The organism is Pseudodonghicola flavimaris, assembly GCF_030164425.1.
GTDB classification, from domain to species: domain Bacteria; phylum Pseudomonadota; class Alphaproteobacteria; order Rhodobacterales; family Rhodobacteraceae; genus Pseudodonghicola; species Pseudodonghicola flavimaris.
In genome coordinates this window covers 106837-128020 of the sequence record NZ_JASNJD010000008.1, presented here as the reverse complement: position 1 = coordinate 128020, position 21184 = coordinate 106837, and the positions used below count along the sequence as shown (strand labels likewise).

Sequence of the window (21184 nt, the reverse complement as noted above, 5' to 3'; positions counted from 1 at the left end):
AAATCATGGAAAAAACGCTCGCCAAGGATATCGGCTTCTGGGTGATGCTGGGCATCGGTCTGGCGGTCATGTTCATCGGCCCGATGGTCTGGGGCCTGTTCGAGATCATGCAGATCACCCAATATGTCGTGCTTTCCGTCTATGCGCTGTCGCTGGCCTATATCTGGGGCTTTGGGGGCATTCTCAGCTTCGGTCAGGCCGCCTTCTTCGGGCTCGGCGCCTATACGTTCGCGGTCGCCTCGATCAACATCGGCGAAACCACCGTGCCCTTCGCGCTGAGCTTCCTGCTGCCTGCCGCCTTCGGCGCCGCCCTGGGCTATTTCATGTTCTACGGACGCCTGTCCGACGTCTATCTGGGCGTGGTGACCATGGTGGTGACGCTGATCTTCTGGAAGCTGATCAACCACACCGCCGGCCCCGAGTATTCGATCGGCGCGGCGCGTCTCGGCGGCTTCAACGGCATCCCCTCGATCCCGATCCTGAACGTGCCCGGCGATGCCAAGGCCTGGCTCGACCCGGCGCAGATGTTCCAGGCCTTCATGGGCATCCTGATCATCGTCTATCTGTGCCTGCGGCTGATCATCGCCTCGGACTTCGGGCGCGTCTCGGTGGGCATCCGCGAGAACGAGACCCGCGCCTCGCTGCTGGGCTATGACATCCGCCGCCACAAGGTGATCATCTTCGCCATCGGCTCCGGCATCGCCGGCATGTCGGGTGCGATGTGGGCCACCTATCAGACCTTCATCGACCCCAACGCCTTCTCGATGGAGATGTCGGCCAAGGCACTGGTCTGGGTGATGGCGGGCGGCGTCGGTACGCTGGCCGGCCCGATCCTGGCGGTGATCCTGCTGCAATGGCTGTCGCTGAAGCTGGGCACCATGCACATCCTCAACAACTACTTCATCCTCGGCGCCATCCTGATGGGCCTGGTCCTGCTGTTGCCGCGCGGCCTGCTGCCGTCGCTGCGCCTGCTGGCAGAGCGGCTGTGGCACCTCGGCCGACAGAAGATGGACGCCAGCGCTGCAAGCAGAAAGGCCACCTCCGATGTCTGACGCCCATATCCTGACGACAGAAAAGCTGGTGATGCAGTTCGGCGGCGTGACCGCGGTGGACAATGTCGACTTCTCGCTGAAAGAGGGGGAGCTGCGCTGTCTGCTGGGGCCGAACGGGGCCGGCAAGTCGACCTTCTTCAAATGCCTCACCGGCCAGCTCACGCCGACCTCGGGCACCATCAAGCTCCGCGGCGCCGACATCACCGGCTGGAACACCCACGACATCGTCAACCTCGGTGTCGGCATCAAGACGCAGGTGCCGAACCTGTTCAACGGCATCTCGGTCTACGAGAACATCCGCATGGCGGCGCGGCGCAAGCACCTGAAGCCGATGGCCAAGGAAAAGGCCGAGCAGATGATGGAGAAATGCGGCGTCTCGCATCTGGCCCGGCGCGAGGTCGGCCTTCTGGCCCACGGTCAGCGCCAGCTGGTCGAGCTGGCCATGGTGCTGGCGGAGGAGCCGCCGCTCGTGTTGCTGGACGAACCCGCCGCCGGCATGACCGGCGACGAGCGCGACCGGCTGGCCGATCTGGTGCTGGAGACGGCGCGTTCGGCGGCGGTGATCGTGGTGGAACACGACATGGCCTTCATCCGCCGCATCGCCAAGTTCGTCACCGTGTTCAACCGCGGCGCGATTTTCCGCGAAGCGATGATCGACGAGATCCTCTCGGACCGCGCCGTTCAGGAAATCTATCTGGGGAAACAGGCCGATGTCGCTGCTTGAAGTCAAAGGGTTGAAAGCCGCCTATGGCCTGGTGCCGGCGCTGCATCAGGTCGATTTCAACGTCCAGCCCGGCGAGGTCGTCGGCATCCTCGGCCACAACGGCATGGGCAAGACCACGCTGTTGCGCGCGATCATGGGCTTCGTGAAGGTCACCGGCGGCGAGATCACCTTCGAGGGCGACAACCTGAAGGGCCTCGCCGTCAACGCCCGCGCCCGCAAGGGTCTGGGTCTGGTGCCGCAGGGGCGAATGATCTTCCCCACTCTCAGCGTGCGCGAGAACCTGGAAAGCGGCATCGCCACCAGCCGCGAGCCGAGCGAACCGATCGTCGAGGAGATCCTTGAGCTGTTCCCGCGGCTGACCCGGCTGCTGGACCGCGCCGGCGGCGCGCTCTCGGGCGGCGAGCAGCAGCTCCTGGCGCTGGCGCGTTGCCTCTGCCGGCGGCCCAAGCTGATGCTGCTCGATGAACCGACCGAAGGGATCCAGCCGTCGATCATCGACGAGATTTCGGACACCCTGAAAACCCTGACCGCGAAGCAGGACATCACCATCGTGCTGGTCGAACAGAACCTCGACTTCATCACCGGCCTGTCGGATCGGGTCTATGCGATCTCGAACGGCGTGCTCGACCGGCAAATCCCGCGCGAGCAGCTCACCGATTCCAAGGCGGTCAGCGAATTCATGGGCTTCGCGGCCTAAGCCGCGCGCCCGCCCCGTTTCACATTCCGGCACACGGACCCTCCGGCCGTTCCCCTCGCGGTGCGAGGCCGGTCCCGCTGTGCCAGAACACCCTGCGCCCGACCTGGCGCATCTTTAGAAGGAGCATGAGAATGCCTGTATCCACGCCCACCACCGCGCAGCTCGCCGAGATTGCGGAAGAGCTCGGCATGAACCTGACCGAGGCCGATCTGACCTCGTTCCAGGGCCTGATGGGGGACTATGTCGACGCCTACAACATGGTCGAGAAAGCCCCCGATGTGGTGCCGGAGGTCAAATATCCCCGCACCGTCGGCACCCGGCCGGCGGAAGCGGACAACCCGCTGAACGCCTGGTACTACAAGAGCACTGTCGCCGGCGCCGAGAGCGGCAAGCTCAAGGGCAAAAGCATCGCCCTGAAGGACAACGTCATGCTGGCGGGCGTGCCGATGATGAACGGCTCCTCCACGCTGGACGGCTATATTCCCGATGTGGACGCCACCATCGTCACCCGCATGCTGGACGCGGGCGCCACCATCATGGGCAAGGCGCACTGCGAATGCTTCTGCCTCTCGGGCGGCAGCCACACCAATGCCACCGGCCCGGTGCACAACCCGCATAAGATGGGTTACTCCGCAGGCGGCTCCTCCTCCGGTTCGGCGGCGCTGGTCGCGGCGGGCGAGGTCGATATGGCCATCGGCGGCGACCAGGGCGGCTCGATCCGCATTCCCTCGGCCTTCTGCGGCACGGTCGGGATGAAGGGCACCCATGGTCTGGTTCCCTATACCGGCGTGATGCCGATCGAGGTCTATGTCGACCACGCCGGCCCGATCACCGCGACGGTGGCCGACAACGCCCTGCTGATGGAAGTTCTGGCCGGGCCGGACGGCTATGACAGCCGTCAGATCGGCTGCAAGACCGCCGCCTATACCGAAGCGCTCGGCAAGGGCGTCAAGGGCATGAAGATCGGCATGGTGAAAGAGGGCTTCGGCCACGCGAACTCCATGCCCGAGGTGGATGACAAGGTCCGCGCTGCGGCCAAGAAGTTCGAAGAGCTGGGCGCGACGGTCGAGGAAATCTCGATCCCGATGCATCTGCTGGGCGGCGCGCTCTGGGCGCCGATCGGGCTGGAAGGGCTGACCCAGACCATGATGATGGGCGACGGCTACGGCGTCAGCCGCAACGACCTCTATGTCACCAGCCTGATGGATTTCCATGCCAACTGGCGCCAGCGCGCGGACGAGCTGTCGGAAACGCTGAAACTGTGCATGCTCTTCGGGGTCTATGCCGACAAGTATCACGGCAAGCGGTTCTACGGCAAAGCGGTGAACATGACGGCCAAGCTGCGCGAAGCCTATGACACCGCGCTTGCGGATTATGACATCCTGCTGATGCCGACCCTGCCGATGACCGCCACGCCGCTGCCCGGCCCCGACGCGAGCCGCGAGGAGATCGTGCAGCGCGGTTTCGAGATGTTGGCCAATACCTCGCCCTTTGACATCTCCCACCACCCGGCGATCTCGGTGCCCTGCGGCATGGTCGACGGGCTGCCGGTCGGCCTGCAACTGGTCGGCAAGTTCTGGGACGAGGCGACGCTCTATCAGGCGGCCGACGCCTTCGAAACCAGTGGCGATTGGAAGACGTTCTAAACCCGATCAAACCCCGCCCGGTTTTCCAATCTCCCCGGGCGGGGACCAATGTCGACGGAGTTTGACATGACGACCGACCTTCCCCGGCTGGAGATCAGCACCATCCTCGGCTCCGCCCATGACGATCTGCATGACGCCGTGCATGCGCTGGAGCATCGCGGCCGGGTGGAATGGATCGACATCCCGCAGGCCGATGCGGCGCGCAAGCGGCTGCGGGCCACGACGGACAAGCGGCGCGATTGCCTGATCGCCCTGCCGCGCAGCGCGACGCTCGTCGATGGCGCGGTGCTTCATATGACCGACGATCTCGCAGTGGTGCTGCGGGTCGACAGCGGCGCGCGGCTGGTGCTGGTGCCGCACGATCTCCAATCGGCGCTGCGGCTGGGGCATTGGTGTGGCAACCTGCATTGGAAGGTGGATTTCGGACCGGGCAGCATGACGGTGCTGCTGGACGGCCCCGAGGAGCGCTATCGCGAACGGCTGAGGGACCTTGAGACGCTGGCCGGCTTCCACATCAGGGAGGAGAGCGCGGAAGAGGCGGAGGCATGAGCGACGCGCCGCCCCGGCCCCCTGCGGAAGAGCTTCTGCTGGCGCTGCAGATGGGCGACAGCGCCTATCCGACCGGTAGTTTCGGCTATTCCTGGGGGCTGGAGACGCTGCTCGCCGAGGGTCTGGTGACCCGGGCCTCCCTGCCGCTGTTTGCCGAGGCCGAACTGGAGGGGCGCTGGCACCGGATCGAACGGATCGCGCTGGCGGGGGGCTGGCGGGCGGAGGATGTCGCTGCGCTGGAGGCCTGGGATGCGCTGATCGACCAATACCTGTGGTCGGAGCATCAGCGCATCCATTCGCACGAGGCCGGCGCCGCCACGCTCGCCGCCGCCACGCGTTTGTCTCTTCCCGGGGCGGCGGCCCTGCGCGAGGGGGTCGCCGCAGGCCGGATGGCAGGGCATTTCCCGGTGGTGACCGGGGCGCTATATCGCGCCGCGGGGCTGCGCCTGGGAACCGCGCTGCTGCTCTCTGCCCAAGTGTTCCTGCGCGGGCTCTTGTCGGTCGCCGTGCGGCTGGGGCTGGCCGGCGCGCTGGAGGTCCAGGCGATAATGGCGCGGCTGGTTTCGCCGCTGGCGCGCCTTGCCGCGCCGCCGCCGCCCGATGCGCGCCCCTGCGGCTTCAGCCCGCTCACCGAGATTGCGCAGATGCGGCTGCGGGACACCCGCCTTTTTGTGAACTGACCCGAGGATGAGCCGATGCATCTGACCCCAACCGAACTGGAACGTCTCACCATCTTCTCCGCCGCCGAACTGGCGCGGCGGTATCTGGGCGCGGGGGTGCGTCTGAGCTATCCCGAGGCGGTGGCCTATCTGGCAGATGAGGTGCTGCTGGCCGCACGCAAGGGGATGGAGCATCCGGATCTGGTGGCCCTGGCGGGGCAGCTCCTGACGGCGGAACAGGTGGAGCCGGGGGTGGCCAGCCTGCTCAAGACCTTCTCGGTCGAGGTGATGATGGATCAGGGCACCAAGCTGGTCACCGTCTTCGATCCGATCCCGCCTGGCACCTACGATCCCACCCCCGGCGAGGTGATCCCGATGGAGGGCGAGATCGAGCTGAATGCCGGCCGCAAGCCGATCGAGATCGAAGTGCTGAACACTGGCGACCGCACCATCCAGGTGCGCAGCCATGCACATTTCTTCGAAGTCAACCGCGCGCTTAGATTCGACCGCCGCGCCGCCTTCGGCCATCGGCTCGACCGCCCCTCAGGCGGCGGCGAACGTTTCGATCCCGGGGTAGCGAAACGGGTCGTGCTGGTCCCCTTCGGCGGCACCCGGCGGATACACGGCTTTGCAGGGCTGACCGAAGGCCCCGTGGAAGGCGGCGCCGACGCCGCGATGGCGCGAGCCGAGGCGAAAGGGTATCTCAAATGAAGATGTCCCGTGCCCAATATGCCGCCCATTACGGCCCCACCACCGGCGATCTGGTGCGGCTCGGCGATACCGCCCTGCTGGCCGAGATCGAGCATGACTACACCCATTACGGCGATGAGTTGACCACCGGCGCCGGCAAGGTGATGCGCGATGGCGAGGGGTTCTGCACCACTGGCACCGATGCCAACGGCGCGCTCGACATGGTGATCCAGAACGCGGTGATCCTTGAGCCCAGCCTGGGCATCGTCAAGGGCGACATCGGCATCCGCCGCGGCCGCATCGTCGGCATCGGCAAGGCCGGCAATCCCGATGTCATGGACGGGGTGGACCCGGCCCTGATGACCGGCCCCAATACCACCGTGGTGCATGGCGATCACCACTTCGTCACCGCCGGCACCGTCGAGGCGCATGCGCATTTCCTGTCGCCGCAGCAGGCCTACCATGCACTGGCGGGCGGCACGACGACGATGATCGGCATGTCGCCCGGGCCCAATTTCGACGTGAGCTGTTCAGGCCCCGAGACCCTGGGCCGGCTGATCCTCGCCGCCGACGAATACCCGCTGAACTTCGGCTTTCTCGGCCGCGGCAACTCCAACCCCGAGGCGGTGGCGGAATCCGTTGCCGGCGGCGCGCTTGGGGTCAAGATCCACGAGGATTTCGGTGCCTCGCCGGCGGTGCTCCACGGTTCTCTGGTCGCCGCCGATCTCGCCGATTTCTCGGTGCACCTGCACACCGACACCATCAACGAATTCGGCTTCTACGAAGACACGATGGCGGCCATCGCCGGTCGCACCATCCACATGTACCACACCGAGGGCGCCGGCGGCGGCCATGCCCCCGATCTGCTGGCGGTGAACGGGCACGCCAATGTGCTGCCCTCCTCGACCAACCCCACCAACCCCTTCACCCCCGCGGCGCTGGAGGAAGGGGTGCCGATGACCATGCTGGCCCATATGATGAGCTTCGATCTGATCGAGGACGTGGCCTTTGCCGAGGCGCGGATCCGGCCGCAGTCGATGGCGGCTGAGGATCTGCTGCACGACATGGGAGCGATCTCGATCTTCGCCACCGACACGCAGGGCATGGGCCGGCTGGCCGAGAATGTCGCCAAGTGCTGGCAACTGGCCAGCGTGATGAAGGATCGCGTCGGCCGGCTGGCGGAAGAGACCACCGCCCGCGCCGACAACCAGCGCATCCTGCGCTATCAGGCCAAGCTCAGCAACAACCCCGCGATCGCGGCCGGGATCGACGATCACGTGGGGTCCGTCGCGCCGGGCAAGATGGCCGATCTGGTGATCTGGCCGTTCGCGTTTTTCGGGGCCAAGCCCGCCCTGGTGATCAAGGGCGGCACCATCGTCTGGGCCTCGATGGGTGACGGCAATGGCAGCTTCGTCGGCTCGCAGCCGATGGTGCACCGCCCGATGTGGGGGGCGTTGGGCAGCGCCAGGCACCGATTGGGGGTGACCTTCGTCAGCAAGCTGGCGATCGAGGCAGGCACGTTCGAGAAGCTGAAACCGCAGAAGGCCTTCGTGCCGATCACCTCGGTGCGCGGCCTCCGCAAGGCCGACATGCTGCGCAACGCCGCCCTGCCCCATATCACCGTCGACCCGCAGAGCTTCGATGTCGCCGCCGATGGCAAGCCGCTCACTTGCGAGGCCGCGACCACGGTGCCGCTCAATCGAAAGTACTTCCTGCGATGACGGCGGCACGGATCGGTATCGGCGGGCCGGTGGGCTCGGGCAAGACCGCGCTGATCGAGCGGTTGCTGGCGGAATTCGCGAGCATCGGCATCGAGGTCGCGGTGATCACCAACGATCTGGTCACCGACGAGGATGCCGAGCGGCTGCGCCGCGGCGGTCAACTGCCGCCCGAGCGCATTCTGGCGGTGCAGGCCGGCGCCTGCCCGCATACGGTGATCCGCGAAGACCCAACGCTGAACATGGCCGCCGCCGACCGCCTGGAGGCGCGGTTCCCGCAGTTGCAGCTGATCATGATCGAGAGCGGCGGCGACAACCTCGCCTCCACATTCTCGCTCGACCTGGTGGACTGGTGGATGTTCGTGATCGACGTGGCGGGCGGCGACGACATCCCGCGCAAGCGCGGCCCCGGCGTGCTGCAGAGCGACCTGCTGGTCGTCAACAAATCCGACATCGCCCCGCATGTCGGCGTCGATTTCGACGCCATGATGGCCGAGGCGCGGGCGGTACGCAACGGACGGCCGGCGCTGGCCACCAGCTGCCGGCAGGGCAGCGGTATCGCCGAGGTGGTGGAGCATCTGCGCCGCGAGGTGCTTTTTTCATGAACCGCGACGCGCCGGTCCCGCCGGCGGAGGCCGAGGCACCGCCGCAGCTGAGGCTCGAGATCGGCATCGACGCCAGCGGGCGAAGCCGCATCGCCCGGCGCCGGGTCAGCTGGCCCTGGTCGCTGCCGCGCGGCTATCACCTGCATGGCGCACAGGGGCCGCTGACGGTGCTGCCGCAGGCGGCCGGCGCCGGGCTGCTGCCGGGGGATCTGTGGCGGCACGAGATCGCGGTGGAGCGACACGCCCGGCTGCGGCTGGTCGAGGCCGGCTCTACCGTCGTGCACAGGGCGAAGACCCAGCCGGGCCGGCTGCGCTGGCGGCTCTCTGCCGGGGCCGGGGCGACGCTGGCGCTGTTCGCGCAACCCTTCGTGATGATGGAGGGGGCACAGCTGCAACAGCAGTTCCTGTTGACCCTTCACCCACATGCGGTGGTGGTGCTGGCCGACGGGTTCTGCCTGCGCGGCGGCGCCCCCGATCCGGCGCTGGACTGGCGCTCCGATCTGGACGCGCGCCTGGAGGATGGCACCCCGCTGCTGCGCGATGCGCAATCGGTGACCGGGGCGGAACTGGCGCGGCTGGCAAAGGTGCATGAGAGCGCCCGCGCCTTCGGTGCAGTGACCCTGCTGGCCCCTCGCCCGACGCTGGACCTCTTGCGGCAGGATCTGCCCGATGGGGCGTTCTGCGCCGGCGGAGCCTATGGTGCGGTCGGCCCGTTGCGCCGGGGCGCCGGGCTGGCCCTGCGGCTGGCCTGTCCGGATGGGGGGGCGCTGACGCAGGCGATGGCCGCGATCCAGACGCGGATCGAGCGGCGGCTGTTTGGATGAGTGAGAAGATCGGCCAGGCCGGACAGAAGGCAACGCCGGGCCGCGGCTACGCGCTGCCTCGCGGGAAAAGCGCCGGACCTCCCCCCGTGCTCATACCGCAGACCGGATCCCGCCCTAACGTCCATCATGAGGTCCGGCGGGTCGGACGCGACCCGGGGCCGACGCCCCTGGATACATTACTTCAGGTGTAGCGGCCGGCGCCTCACCCCGCCTGCGCCAGCGGTTTGGCATCCGCCGCCAGCGTCCCGACCAGGGTCTCGGTATCGGCCAGTTCGGCGAACAGGGTGCCCATGTTGCACAGCGTCGCCTGATGCTCCGCATCCGTCAGCGTCGCATTGGCGTCGGTCACATAGATCACGTCGTAGCCGTATTGCATCGCGTCCCGCGCGGTGGATTCGCAGCAGCAGTTGGACAGCGTGCCGGTGATGATCACCGTCTCGATGCCATTCGCCTCCAGCCAGGCCGGGAAATCACAGGTGCCGGGGGTGAAGGCGCTGTAGCGGGTCTTGTCGACGACATAGTCCTCCGCCGCCACCTCCAGCCCGGCCCAGAGCCCATGATCCGGCGCCCCCTTGGCAAAGACCTCCTTCTGCGCCGCCGACCGCTCCGGGTCGAGAAAGCGATCGAAGAAGGCGCCCCAGGCCCTGGGCTCGTCGGGGTCGTAGGTGTAGCGGGTGTAGCAGATCTTGCCACCGGCGGCGCGCAGGGCGCCGCTCAGCTTGTTCACATTGTCGACGATGGCGCGCGCCATCGGCACTTCGATCAGAGAGCCCTCGCGCATGAAGCCGTCTTGCAGGTCGATCACCACCAGTGCGGTGGTGGCGGGGTCGATGCCGTTGTCCAGATGGGTCTTGCCGCCGCGAGTGGTGCCCATGCGTGCGGCGATGATCTCGGGAATATCGGTTGCGTGCATCGTCTCTCTCCGGGTCAGTTGAAGGGGCTCAGGTCGGGGCGCTTGGTGTGCCAGTCGGTGACCGACTGGAAGGCATGGCCGGCGCGCAGCAGCAGCCCCTCGCTCAGCGCCTTACCCATCAGCTGGAAGCCGATCGGCGCACCGCGCGTGTCGAAACCGCCCGGCATGGTCAGCGTCGGAAAGCCGGTCAGGTCGGCCGGCGCCGTGAACTTCAGCAGATCGCCCAGATCAGCGTTGCCGCCATCATCCGACGGCGCCCCCAGCGTGTTGTCCAGATCCGGCAGCGGCGCCACAGTGACCGGCAGCAACACGGTATCCACCGTCTCCATCACCCGCGACAGCGCCCCGTTGTAGATGAGCCGCCACTGCATCGCCTCGCCGACTTCGAACCCGGTGACCGCCTGCCCCATCGCCAGCAGCCCGTCCAGATAGGGGCCGTATTCCGCCTTGCGGGCCGGATAGGTGGCCTTGTGCGCCAGCGCCACCTCGATCGCGCAGAGCGCGGTCCAATGCGCCGTGGTCTCCGGCGGGAACGGCAGCGTGATCGGCACGATCTCTGCCCCCAATGCCTGATAGGCGGCAATGGCGCCGCGCATAACTTCGGCGGTTTCGCCGGCGACACCATCGATGACCATCGCCGTATCGACACCGATGCGCAGCCCGCGGATCGGCGCCGAGAGACCGGCCAGGTAATCCGGCACCGGCGCGTCCAGCGTGGTGGGATCGGCGGGATCGGCACCGGCCAGCACCTGCATCATCGCGGCGCAATCCGCCGCAGTGCGGGCCATCGGGCCGACATGGTCGAGACTGTCGGCCAGGGCGAAAACACCATGCCGGCTGACCCGCCCCCAGGTGCCCTTGAGACCGGTGATGCCGCAGGCCGAAGACGGGAAACGGATCGAGCCGCCGGTGTCGGAGCCCAGCGAACCGAAGCAGAGCCCCGCCGCCGTCGCCACCCCCGAACCGGAAGAGGACGACCCCGCCCAGGCCTTGGCATACCAGGGATTGACCGGCGTCGGCATCTCCGGGTGGTGGCCGGAATAGGCGCCCTCGGTCATCGCCAGCTTGCCCAGCATCACCGCACCGGCCTGCTCCAGCCGCGCGACCACGGTGCTGTCGCGGCCTGTCTCGTTGCCCTTGTAGATCGCCATGCCGCCGGTGGTGGCGGCGAAGCTGGTCTCGCACAGGTCCTTGACCGCCACCGGCACCCCGTGCAGCGGCCCGCGATAAAGCCCGGCCTTCATCTCTGCCTGCGCCTTTTCGGCACGCTCCAGCGCGCGCTCAGCGGTGACGGTGATATAGCTGTTCAGCTTCGGATCGACGGCGGCCACCCGGGCCAACATGGCCTCGGTCACCTCAACCGGGCTGAAGGCGCCGATCCGGATGCCCGCGCCGACCTCCGTCAAGCTGAGGTCGCAGATTTCGCGGTCCGCCAGGCCCACCTCGGTTACGTCTTTCATCTCGCTTCCTCCAACTACACCGGATCACTTACTAGCTTTTTTAACTATTGCACTTTCCATTATACAAACGGAAACTCCCCTGGGGTCAGCCCTCTGCGCTCCAACTGGCGCAAAAACAGGCAAACCGACCCGGGAAAGCCGCCCGGAACCCGGGCCCTGCCCCCTGAGTCGCCTGCATGATTGAAATGAGACCCCCTCGACGTAGGATCGAGATTTATGAAAATCGGACTGATGCTATCCCATTCCGGACCGACCGGGCTCTGGACACCGTCCTCCGAGGGCAGTGCAATCGTCGCCGTTGAAGAAATCAACGCGACCGGCGGTGTATTGGGTGCCGAACTGTCCCTGGTCACCGTCGACGCGGGCAGCACCCCGCAGGAGGCCTTCGCAGCCTCGCGCCGGCTGACCTTCGACCACAACGTTGACGCGATTGTCGGGCTTCAAGCCAGCTACATGCGCCCGGCCGTGCGCGACGGCGCTTGCGGCCTTGCCCCCTACATCTACACCCCGCAATACGAGGGCGGCTTCACCGGCCCGGGCACCGCGGCGTTGGGCATCACCGATTGGGAAGTTCTGGCACCGGGCATCAGCTGGCTGGCCGAGGCCAAGCGGGCGCAGCGGTTCTTCTTCCTCGGGAACGACTACATCTGGCCGAAGATCGCCTTCGGCACCGCGCAGACCGCGATCCGCAACGCCGGCGGGGTCCATGTCGGCGAAGCGCTGTTGCCGCTGGGCGAGCGCGACTACCAACCGGTTTTCGACAAGATCCGCGCGGCGCGCCCCGATGTGGTGATCTGCGCGCTGCTGGGCGAGGATGCGGTCTGCTTCAACCGCGCCTTCGGCGAACGCGGCCTGGCGCGCGACATGCTGCGGCTGACGCTGGCTTTCGAGGAAACCCAGCTCTATGGCGTCGCCCCCGAAAATGCCGAGAACCTCTTTGCGGTGCAGACCTTCTTCGTCGAAGGGAAAACCAGCCACCGGGCGCCGATGCTGGATGCCTACGCCAACCGCTTCGGCCAGTCGCGACCGCCGGTGACCGTCCACTCCATGGGACTCTATGACGGGGTGCATCTGGCTGCCGCGCTGGCCCGCAAGGCCAAGCGGGTCGACGGCCACCTGATGGCGCGGATGCTGGACCGGAAATTCTCCCGCCCGGCGATCTACAACATTCTCGGCCAGCCCGAGCTGGCGCCGGAGCCGCGCCTGCATATCGCCGAAGCCGACGGAACCGTCTTCGAGGTGCGGCAGACCGTCTGATCCCCGCCCTCTGCCAGTCCGATGTCGTGGCGGGAAGCCTGTCGAATTTGCTCGCCAATCCCTTGCAAATCCACTATTAATATTACGAATATCAACTTTTCCAGCAATTGGATTGCGGGGACTTCCAGTTGCAGTCAAGGCACTGAACGCACACATGACTGTATTGAACAAACAACTCGGCTATCTGATCGCGCGCACGAATCGGCTTATTGAGCTCGATCTGGAAAGCCGGCTCAAGCCCGACAGGCTGACCATCGACCATTTCCGGGTGCTCCGCTGTCTCGAGCAAACCGGCCCGATTTCGATGAGCGAACTGGCCAGTCACGTGCTGGTCGAACCGGCCAACCTGACCAAGATCATTGACCGCATGACTTCCCAGGGATTTGTGATGCGGCTCCCCGACCAGAACGACCGCCGCCGCGTGCTGGTCACGCTGGCCCCCGCCGGCAAGCAGAAGAACAGCCAGCTGGCCGATGTCGCCAAGGAGCATGAGGTTTTCGTGAAGGAAATGCTGGGGGCCGAGGATGTGGAAGCGATCCGCAACCTGCTCGCCGACCTGCAAGAGCGGCGCGAAGACGGCACCGTCGCCTAACCTGTCCCGCCGGATCACCGCCCCAGCCGAACGGCGAAATGACCCCAACTTCATCGGGGCGCCACGGTCAGAATGACCAAATTTGTCGCAGCCTTTCTGGCCGCCGCCGCTCAGTGGTGCGCCGACGCATAGCCCGGCTTTATCCGCCAGCAGCCCTCATATACTTTCCAAAGCTAGTAATTTGCATGGGGCGAGAATCGAATGCGAGTGGTTGTGACGGGCGCCGCCGGATTGCTCGGCCGGCATGTGGCTGCGGCCTGTCTGACCCGCGGCCACGAGGTCTTCGGTCTCGACACCGCGCCGCAGCCCGACGGCGGCTGGCAACAGGCGACAGCCGATCTCTCCGATCTGGGCACGACCGTGCAATTCTGCCAGGGCGCCGATGCCATCCTTCACTGCGCGGCCATCCCCCGCCCCCTCGGTCATGCGGGGGCTGAGGTCTTTCGCGTCAATATGGCGACGATCTATGCCGCGACCGAAGCCGCCCGCCTCTGCCGCGTCGGGCTGTTCGTCTACGCCTCCTCCTTCAGCGTCCTCGGCTATCCCTTCGCCTCCCCCGTGCCCACCCCGCACTACCTGCCGATCGACGAGGATCACCCGGTCGCGCCGCAGGACATCTACGGCACCAGCAAATGGCTGGGAGAAGAACTGGTCGCGGCGCTGGTGCGGCAAGGCGCATTGCGCGCGATCAGCCTTCGGATGCCCTGGCTCCAGACGCCGGACAGCTTCGCCCGCGACATCGGCCCCCGGCGCGACACTGCGGCGGCGGCGGCCGATCTCTGGGCCTACCTCGACGCGCGCGACGCCGGCACGGCCTTCGCCCAGGCGCTGGACTGGCAGGGCAGCGGCCATCTGCGCTGCTACCTCTCCGCCGACGACAGCTATTCGGACACCCCGACACGGGATCTGATCGCAGCCGCCTTCGGTGCGGCAGTGCCGCTGCGCAATCCGCTGCCCGGCCACAGCGCGCCGATCGACTGCAGCCTCGCCCGACGCGAACTGGGCTTCCTCCCGCGACACGGCTGGCGCGACTACGCAACCGAGGGAGACAGACGATGACCCGTTTCGAAGGCAAGTGCGTTCTGATCACCGGCGGCGCCGGCTCCATCGGCTGGGCCGCCGCGCAAAGGTTTGCCGCGGAGGGGGCGCGGGTCGCTCTCGCCGATCTGCATGCGGAGCGCACCAGAGAACTGGCCGCCAGCCTCGACGGCGCAATCGCCATCGCAGCCGATGTCAGCGACACTGACGGCGCCGAAGCCGCCGTCGCACAGACCGTCGGTGCGTTCGGCGGGATCGACTGTCTGTTCAACAACGCCGGCATTTCCGGCCCGCTCCGCCCGGTGTTCGAGTTGACGCCCGAGGAATGGGATCACGTGATCCGCACCAACCTGCGCAGCATGTTTCTGGTGTTGCGCGCCGCGATTCGCGCGATGATCATAGGCGGCCAGGGCGGCGCCATCGTCAACATGGGCTCCTCCATGGCCGGCTGGGACGTGCTGTCGGCCAGTCCCGGCTATGTCGCCAGCAAGCATGCCGTCACCGGATTGACCCGCAGCGCCGCACTGGATGCGGCAGGCTACGGCATCAGGGTCAACGCCATCTGCCCCGGGGTGGTCGAAACCCCCTTGGGGGTGCCGGCAGCGGACCGCGAAGCCTATCTCGCCAATGTGCGCCACTTCGCTGATCGCATCCCGCTGCGCCGGATCGGCCAGCCCGAAGATATCGCTGCCGCCGTGGCCTTCCTCGCCTCCGACGAGGCGCGCCACATCACCGGAGTCGACTGGCTGATCGACGGCGGCCAGACGCTGCAGTCCTGGGCCAACGCCCCGAACGCGACGGCTTTTCCCTGGCATCTGCCGCCACGCTGAGGCCGCGCTTGGCGGCGGTGCTGTAAGACCGATGAGAACCAGTCTTCACAAGGCCAGGATCGCTGCCCTCTATGCCGCGCAGAGACAGCGCCGCCCGGCAAAAGCGGCGGCGCGGTTCAGCTTGTAATTTGCTCTGGAGGTCAGGCTGCGCTGCGAATTGAAATGGTTGAAGACTGAGGCATGAACGGCGGCGAACATCGGGCCAAAACGCTGCCACCAGAACCGGACCGGCTCGTGGCTCACATCGATCCCGCGCTCGTGCAACAAGTCCTCGACGCTCCGCAGTGACAGCGGAAATCGGATGTACAACATCACAGCCAGCCGGATGATTTCGCGGCTGGTCAGGAAGTAGCGGAACGGGGTCGGTTTCGTCATGCCCTGAGGCTACGCCGCTGCCCTGCTCAAGCACGTCGCCTTGACAGCACCATTCCCAGCCCGACAATCAAAATTCCCTGCTCCTTGCCGAGCAGGGAAATCGCGCCTAAGTCACTGAGCGCACAGGTCGTTTCCGGGCGAAAACCTCCCGCCCCCCCCACAACCACCCGAAATCGCGAAAATTCCCTGCAGAGTCCCTGCAAAGCAGGGAAAACCGAACCCCAAATCACCCCCGACAGAGACCCGCAGGAAAACCAGGGGAAGTTCCCATCGGCACAGACGTCTCTGCATGAGCCCGCCGCGCCAAAATCCCTGAAATTACGCAGGAAGTCAGGGAGGTTTTCTGAAAATATCAGATGATTGATGGATGGCGGACAGTGAGGGATTCGAACCCTCGAGACGGTTTCCCGCCTACACACTTTCCAGGCGTGCGCCTTCGACCACTCGGCCAACTGTCCGTGCGGCGGATATGTGCAGGATCGGAGCGGGCAATGCAAGGTGCAAATTGAGCCTTTTTGCGATTGAATCGCCTTGGGAAATCGTCGCGGTGCGCCGGACCCGCCCGGACAGGCGGGTCTCAGGTCTCGTCGCCCTCGGCCTCGCCGTCGGCGAGGCCCAGATCCTCGGCCGACAGATGTGCGCCCGCCGGTTTCGCGGGGCCTTTTGCCGCTGTCTCCGCGGCCGGCGCCGGCGGTGTCGCCACGGCCTCGGGGCCGCCACGAAGCGCCTCGGGGTTGCGCAGCCAGATGTCGCGCTGCGCGAAGGGAATCTCGATCCCCTCTTCGGCGAACCGCTGGGCGATCTGGTGATTCATGTCGGATTTCACTGACAGCACCCAGTTCACGTCACGCAGAATCGCCCGGATTTCGAAATCCAGCGAATCCGCCCCGAAGCCCTGGAACACCACCGTCGGCGCCGGGTTGGCCAGAACCATCGGGTGGCCATTGGCGATCTCGCCCAGGATCTTCTCTACCCGCCGGGTATCGGTGCCATAGGCGACGCCCACCGGCACGATCACCCGGCCAACGGTATTGCCGCGGGTAAAATTGGTCACCATGCCGCTGACCAGATCGGCGTTGGGCACGATCAGATCGGTGCGGTCGAAGGTCTCGATCCGGGTCGAGCGCACCGAGATGTCGCGGACATAACCCATCTGGCCGTTCACCTCGATCCAGTCGCCTTCCGAGATCGGCCGCTCGATCAGCAGGATGATGCCGCTGACGAAGTTCGACACGATGGTCTGCAGGCCGAAGCCGATGCCGACAGAGAGCGCACCGGCGACGATGGCCAACGAACTGAGGTCGATCCCCGCCAGCGTGATCGCCAGAAGCGCCGAGGCGATGATACCGATATAGCCGGTGCCGCTGACCACCGCATTCTGGCCGCCGGCATCCAGCCGGGTGCGCGGCAGCAGGCTGCCCTTCAGCGCCCCCTGCAGCGCCCGGGTGGCGGCATATCCCATGCCGAAGATCACCGCGAAGGTCAGGAAATCGGTCGGAGAAATCTGTGCGTCGCCGATCGAGAACCCTTCGAGGAACCGCGCCCAGAGCTCGGTCAGATCGGTGACCCTGGCACCCCAGACCAGCGCCAGCACCGGCAGCGCCGCGATGGCCAGCACGAAGCCGGTCAGCGCCGGAACGACGGTCTCGTCCACCGCATCGCCCTTGCCGGACAGCCAGGCATAGATATCGCGCAGGAAATGCTGCAGCACGATCACCAGCCCGAAAACCGCGAGGCTCTTGATCGCGGGAAAGATCACCGCCTCGGCCAGCGCCTGATAGCCGATGGCGGACAGCACCGGCGCCCCCACCGCGATGGTCATGGTCAGAAGCTGCAGCCCCGGCGCCATCCGGCGCAGGCCGGATGGCAGCGCCTCGGCCTCCTCGCCCTCCTGCGGGCGCAGGGTCAGCCGCCGGATCCGTATCAGCACGTAAGAGGCCGCCAGCATGACCGGAAAGACCATCACCGCGCGGGAGGTCTCGCCGATGGTCTGCACCGTCTCGATCTCTCCGACCACGCGGTAGAGCACCAGCACCAGCGCCGCGATCACCATGTTGCGCCGCATCGCGGCCCGCGCCGGCGCCGGCAGCGGCACCATCGCATCCTGCTCCTCGCGCGGGTAGAGCTGGTTGGCGAGCCACATGAAGCCGAAGACGGTGATGCCCAGCAACGGCAACAAGCCGATCAGCGTGCTGCCCCTGAGCCCGATGGTGCCGGTGGCGGTGACCGCCTGGGTCAGCAGGAACAGCCCGACCTGCGGCAGCACGATCCGCCCCAGCGAGACGATGAAGCGCACCACATTGGCAGCCCGCCCGCCCATCCGGTGCAGCCAGTCGCCCAGACGCTCGGCCCAATGGGCACCGCGGAACAGCAGCACCAGGCCGGCCAGCGTCAGCACCAGGATCAGCGGCAGGTTCGACCGGATCCGCTGCAGATCGCGCGCCGCGCTCCAGCTGTTGTAGGTCTCGTTGCGGATGTCACGGATGAAATCCTCCGCCTCGGTCAGCGCCGCGGTCCATTCCGCCGGGTTCAGCGGGCTGCTGCCGCGCGCCATCAGGGCGCGGGTCTGGCGTTCGCGGATGATACGGTCGATTTCCGAAATCAGGCCGTCGGCGCGGCTGTAGGCCTCCTGCGCCACCAGCGCCGGCACCCGCACCGTGGCCATCTGCTCTTCCAGTGTCTTGCGCAGCCGGGCGATATCCTCCGCCTCGCTCTGGCCCTCTTCCGGCGCTGGCCCGAGGGCGGCGATCTGCGCCTCAAGCGTGGTGATCCGAGCCGAGTTCTTGTCCCGCTCCGACATGAAGGTTTGCCGGTAAGACACTATTTCCGCGCGCAATTCCTCCAGTGCAGCATTCGATGCCCTGTTGGCGTCGATCGCTGCCTCCGCCCGGTTGGCGACGGCCAGCCAGGACAGGTAATAGCGGTCCTGCTCCGGCGTCATCACCTTGCGCACCATCGACGCGGTGGCCTGATCCGCCTGATCCAGAACGATGGGTGCGCCGTCCGGATCACTGCCGGCGGTAGTCACCTGCTCCGCCATGGTCGACCCGGCGGCGGCGCCGGCGGCGGTGTCGGGGGTCGCCGTCTGCGCCAGCCCGCGGCCGACGCCGAGGCTGAGCAGCAGCAAAAGCAGCAGCGCCAGCGCGCCGCCCCGGCGGATCGGAGTGACGCGCGGGCCCGGGATCATGCGATGTCTTCGAAAACGCCCGGAATGCTGGCCGGAGCCGCCGTCATCCACTCCGGCACCGGCAGCGATTTCTCTTTCAGGAAATCGGGATTGAACAGCTTCGACTGATAGCGGGTGCCGTAGTCGCACAGCACGGTCACGATGGTCTTGCCCGGCCCCAGATCGCGGGCCAGCCGCACGGCGCCGGCCACGTTGACCGCCGACGAGCCACCCAGCACCAGCCCCTCTTCCCGCAGCAGATCGAAGACGTAAGGCAGCGCCTCCTCATCCGGGATCTGATAGGCGAAATCGGGCGTGAAGCCCTTGAGGTTCTCGGTGATCCGGCCCTGGCCGATGCCCTCGGTGATCGAGGAGCCTTCGGATTTGAACTCCCCGGTGGTGTAGTAGGAATAGAGCGCCGCGCCCATCGGATCGGCCAGCGCCACCTTCACCCCCTTGGGCTGCAGTGCCTCGGCCACGCCGGCCAGCGTCCCGCCGGAGCCCACGGCACAGGTGAAACCGTCGACCTTGCCATCGGTCTGTTCCCAGATCTCCGGGCCGGTGGTTTCCACATGCGCCTGCTTGTTGGCGACATTGTCGAACTGATTGGCCCAGATGGCGCCGTTCGGCTCGGTCTTGGCCAGTTCCTCGGCCAGCCGCTGGGAATAACGAACATAGTTGTTGGGGTTCTTGTAGGGGGCGGCAGGCACCTGCACCAGCTCGGCGCCGGCGAGCCGCAGCATGTCCTTCTTTTCCTGGCTCTGCGTCTCGGGGATGACGATCACCGTCTTGAACCCCATCGAGGCGCCGACCAGCGCCAGACCGATACCGGTGTTGCCGGCGGTGCCTTCGACGATGGTGCCGCCGGGCTTCAGCTGCCCCTTGGCGATGGCATCGCGGATGATGTAGAGCGCGGCGCGATCCTTGACCGACTGGCCGGGGTTCAGAAACTCAGCCTTGCCGAGGATGTTACAGCCGGTCAGCTCGCTGACCTTCTTCAGCCGGATCAGGGGGGTATGTCCAATGGCCTCGGCCAGATCCTGTGCAATGTTCATCCTGTCCTCCATCGACGGCATGTTGCGATCAGATGTAGCGCCGCCCCGGGACAAGCTCAAGCACAGCCCGCCCGGGATCGGCGAAATGCGGACGGTCGTTCGCCCGCCCGCGCCCGATCCGGAACGGCTTTCCTGCCCGCCCTGACCGGGACGAACAGCCCGCCGGTCCCGGCGGAAATAGAGGGATCACATTTGCGCGCGCAGCCGGTCGCGATGCCGGGCCAGCCACAGCGCCAGGATCATCAGCGGCATGTCGCGATAGCGCTGCGCGTCGATCCCGGCCATCAGATCGGCATAGGGCACCACCTGGCTGCGAATATCCTCACCCTCGGTCGCCAGCCCGCCGATCCCCTCGGCATCGCCCAGATCGGCCAGCCCGACGAAGAGATGGCAATATTCCATCGAGGAGCCGGAGCTGGAATAGGCCTCGCCCGCCTTCTCCAGCGCCGTCAGGCGCAGCCCGGCCTCTTCCTCCGCCTCGCGCCGCGCCGCCTGTTCCGGCGTCTCTCCCGGGTCGATCATGCCGGCCACCGGTTCCCACAGCCAGGGCGCCGGATCGCCAGCCAGATAAAGCGGTGCGCGGAACTGTTCGACCAGCAGCACGCAATCACGGCGCGGATCATAGGGCAGCACCACACTGGCGCGCCCGGTCGCCAGGGTCGAACGCGGCAGCGGTTCGCTGAAGCTGCCATCATGGCGGCGGAACTGCAGCCAGGCCTCCTCCATCCCGAAATAATCCATATAGGCAAAGCGATGCTCGATCATCTTCACATCTTGGTTGATGTCATGCCCGCCCTGTGCTGGGTATTCGGCGATGGCGGTACGCGCTGCCGCCCGCAGCCGCAGCCCATGCAGGCGCCGGCCCAGTTCCTTCGCATCGAGGCGCCCGTACCAGGCCATCATCTCGGTCGCGGCCCGGGTCACGCTAACGCTCCACTTCGCCTCCCAATCGCTTGAATTCCATATACCTTCCAATCTCCCTTCGGATTCTGGAAGGTAGATCCGAACCGCGCCCACCGCGTCGATCACCACCTCGGCCGCCCGCTGGCCCAGAGCGGTCTGATAATAGTCGAGCCGCGCCACATCTTCGGCCCCAGCGCTCAGGATCAGGCCCGGCACCGTTTCGCCCACCGCCGCGATCAGCACCGCATCCCAGCCACCGCCGCCAGCGGCCTCCGCCAGCCGATATCCCGGCAGGGTCGCCGGGCTCAGCGCGGCAACGTCCAGCGAATGGCCCAGCACGGTCTCAAGCAGCGGCAGATGCCGCAGACAGGCATGAAGTAAAACTTTAGTCACGGGAGGCAGATCCTTGAATACGAATGAAAACTGGAAAC

At 66.5% G+C, this 21184-nt stretch carries 19 protein-coding genes, 1 tRNA gene and 1 pseudogene; 14 read left to right on the top strand and 7 right to left on the bottom strand.

Translation table 11 applies throughout. The features are described from left to right. Positions 1–5: 5 nt before the first annotated feature. The 10 genes from QO033_RS12765 (at position 6) to QO033_RS12720 (ending at position 9164) form a co-directional block, all read left to right on the top strand. Positions 6–1052: an ABC transporter permease subunit gene (locus QO033_RS12765; protein WP_284481365.1), complete on the top strand. Its 1047-nt coding sequence runs from the start codon at positions 6–8 to the stop codon at positions 1050–1052. Next, positions 1045–1776, top strand: coding sequence for an ABC transporter ATP-binding protein (locus QO033_RS12760; protein WP_284481364.1), 732 nt, complete (start codon positions 1045–1047; stop codon positions 1774–1776). The genes QO033_RS12765 and QO033_RS12760 overlap by 8 nt, the downstream gene beginning before the upstream one ends. Next, positions 1763–2473, top strand: coding sequence for an ABC transporter ATP-binding protein (locus QO033_RS12755; protein WP_284481363.1), 711 nt, complete (start codon positions 1763–1765; stop codon positions 2471–2473). The genes QO033_RS12760 and QO033_RS12755 overlap by 14 nt, the downstream gene beginning before the upstream one ends. A gap of 131 nt (positions 2474–2604) precedes the next feature. After that, a complete protein-coding gene (locus QO033_RS12750) occupies positions 2605–4119 on the top strand; it encodes an amidase (RefSeq protein WP_284481362.1) in 1515 nt (504 codons plus the stop codon). Positions 4120–4185: 66 nt separating this feature from the next. Continuing rightward, positions 4186–4668, top strand: coding sequence for an urease accessory protein UreE (locus tag QO033_RS12745; protein ID WP_284481361.1), 483 nt, complete (start codon positions 4186–4188; stop codon positions 4666–4668). Beyond that, positions 4665–5348, top strand: a complete 684-nt coding sequence (locus QO033_RS12740; protein WP_284481360.1) for an urease accessory protein UreF — start codon at positions 4665–4667, stop codon at positions 5346–5348. The genes QO033_RS12745 and QO033_RS12740 overlap by 4 nt, the downstream gene beginning before the upstream one ends. 15 nt (positions 5349–5363) lie before the next feature. After that, positions 5364–6038: an urease subunit beta gene (gene ureB, locus QO033_RS12735; protein WP_284481359.1), complete on the top strand. Its 675-nt coding sequence runs from the start codon at positions 5364–5366 to the stop codon at positions 6036–6038. Next, complete coding sequence (ureC, locus tag QO033_RS12730) at positions 6035–7738, top strand: urease subunit alpha (protein WP_284481358.1); 1704 nt, start codon at positions 6035–6037, stop codon at positions 7736–7738. The genes ureB and ureC overlap by 4 nt, the downstream gene beginning before the upstream one ends. After that, positions 7735–8340 carry an urease accessory protein UreG gene (ureG, locus tag QO033_RS12725; RefSeq protein ID WP_284481357.1) on the top strand — a complete coding sequence of 202 codons (606 nt, stop codon included), beginning with the start codon at positions 7735–7737 and terminating at the stop codon, positions 8338–8340. Before ureC ends, ureG begins: the two co-directional genes overlap by 4 nt. Further along, positions 8337–9164 carry an urease accessory protein UreD gene (locus QO033_RS12720; protein WP_284481356.1) on the top strand — a complete coding sequence of 276 codons (828 nt, stop codon included), beginning with the start codon at positions 8337–8339 and terminating at the stop codon, positions 9162–9164. Before ureG ends, QO033_RS12720 begins: the two co-directional genes overlap by 4 nt. A 202-nt stretch (positions 9165–9366) precedes the next feature. On the opposite strand, the gene QO033_RS12715 is transcribed toward QO033_RS12720, so the two are convergent. Then, positions 9367–10077 (bottom strand): cysteine hydrolase family protein, encoded by a 711-nt coding sequence (locus QO033_RS12715; protein ID WP_284481355.1) that lies wholly within the window; start codon positions 10075–10077, stop codon positions 9367–9369. Positions 10078–10091: 14 nt separating this feature from the next. Then, entirely contained in the window at positions 10092–11537 is a 1446-nt protein-coding gene (locus QO033_RS12710) for an amidase (RefSeq protein WP_284481354.1), read from the bottom strand. A 216-nt stretch (positions 11538–11753) separates the two neighbouring features. On the opposite strand from QO033_RS12710, the gene QO033_RS12705 reads away from it, so the two are divergent. From QO033_RS12705 to QO033_RS12690, 4 genes are all read left to right on the top strand, one after another. After that, entirely contained in the window at positions 11754–12794 is a 1041-nt protein-coding gene (locus QO033_RS12705; RefSeq protein ID WP_284481353.1) for a substrate-binding domain-containing protein, read from the top strand. Positions 12795–12948: 154 nt separating this feature from the next. After that, complete coding sequence (locus QO033_RS12700; protein ID WP_284481352.1) at positions 12949–13386, top strand: MarR family winged helix-turn-helix transcriptional regulator; 438 nt, start codon at positions 12949–12951, stop codon at positions 13384–13386. Between the two features lie 201 nt (positions 13387–13587). Next, complete coding sequence (locus QO033_RS12695; protein WP_284481351.1) at positions 13588–14445, top strand: NAD-dependent epimerase/dehydratase family protein; 858 nt, start codon at positions 13588–13590, stop codon at positions 14443–14445. Continuing rightward, the gene (locus QO033_RS12690; RefSeq protein WP_284481350.1) at positions 14442–15254 is read left to right on the top strand and encodes an SDR family NAD(P)-dependent oxidoreductase; all 813 of its coding nucleotides are present in this window, start codon (positions 14442–14444) and stop codon (positions 15252–15254) included. Before QO033_RS12695 ends, QO033_RS12690 begins: the two co-directional genes overlap by 4 nt. Positions 15255–15443: 189 nt before the next feature. Here the strand turns inward: QO033_RS12690 and QO033_RS12685 are convergent. From QO033_RS12685 to QO033_RS12665, 5 genes and pseudogenes are all read right to left on the bottom strand, one after another. Beyond that, positions 15444–15629, bottom strand: a pseudogene (locus QO033_RS12685) (IS6 family transposase); the annotation flags it as partial. A gap of 368 nt (positions 15630–15997) precedes the next feature. After that, positions 15998–16087 (bottom strand) — tRNA-Ser (locus tag QO033_RS12680). Between the two features lie 119 nt (positions 16088–16206). Further along, the gene (locus tag QO033_RS12675) at positions 16207–18816 is read right to left on the bottom strand and encodes a DUF3772 domain-containing protein (RefSeq protein WP_284481349.1); all 2610 of its coding nucleotides are present in this window, start codon (positions 18814–18816) and stop codon (positions 16207–16209) included. Beyond that, positions 18813–19850, bottom strand: a complete 1038-nt coding sequence (locus QO033_RS12670) for a cysteine synthase A (RefSeq protein ID WP_284481348.1) — start codon at positions 19848–19850, stop codon at positions 18813–18815. Before QO033_RS12670 ends, QO033_RS12675 begins: the two co-directional genes overlap by 4 nt. A 186-nt stretch (positions 19851–20036) precedes the next feature. Continuing rightward, complete coding sequence (locus QO033_RS12665; RefSeq protein WP_284481347.1) at positions 20037–21146, bottom strand: NUDIX domain-containing protein; 1110 nt, start codon at positions 21144–21146, stop codon at positions 20037–20039. Positions 21147–21184 lie beyond the last annotated feature (38 nt).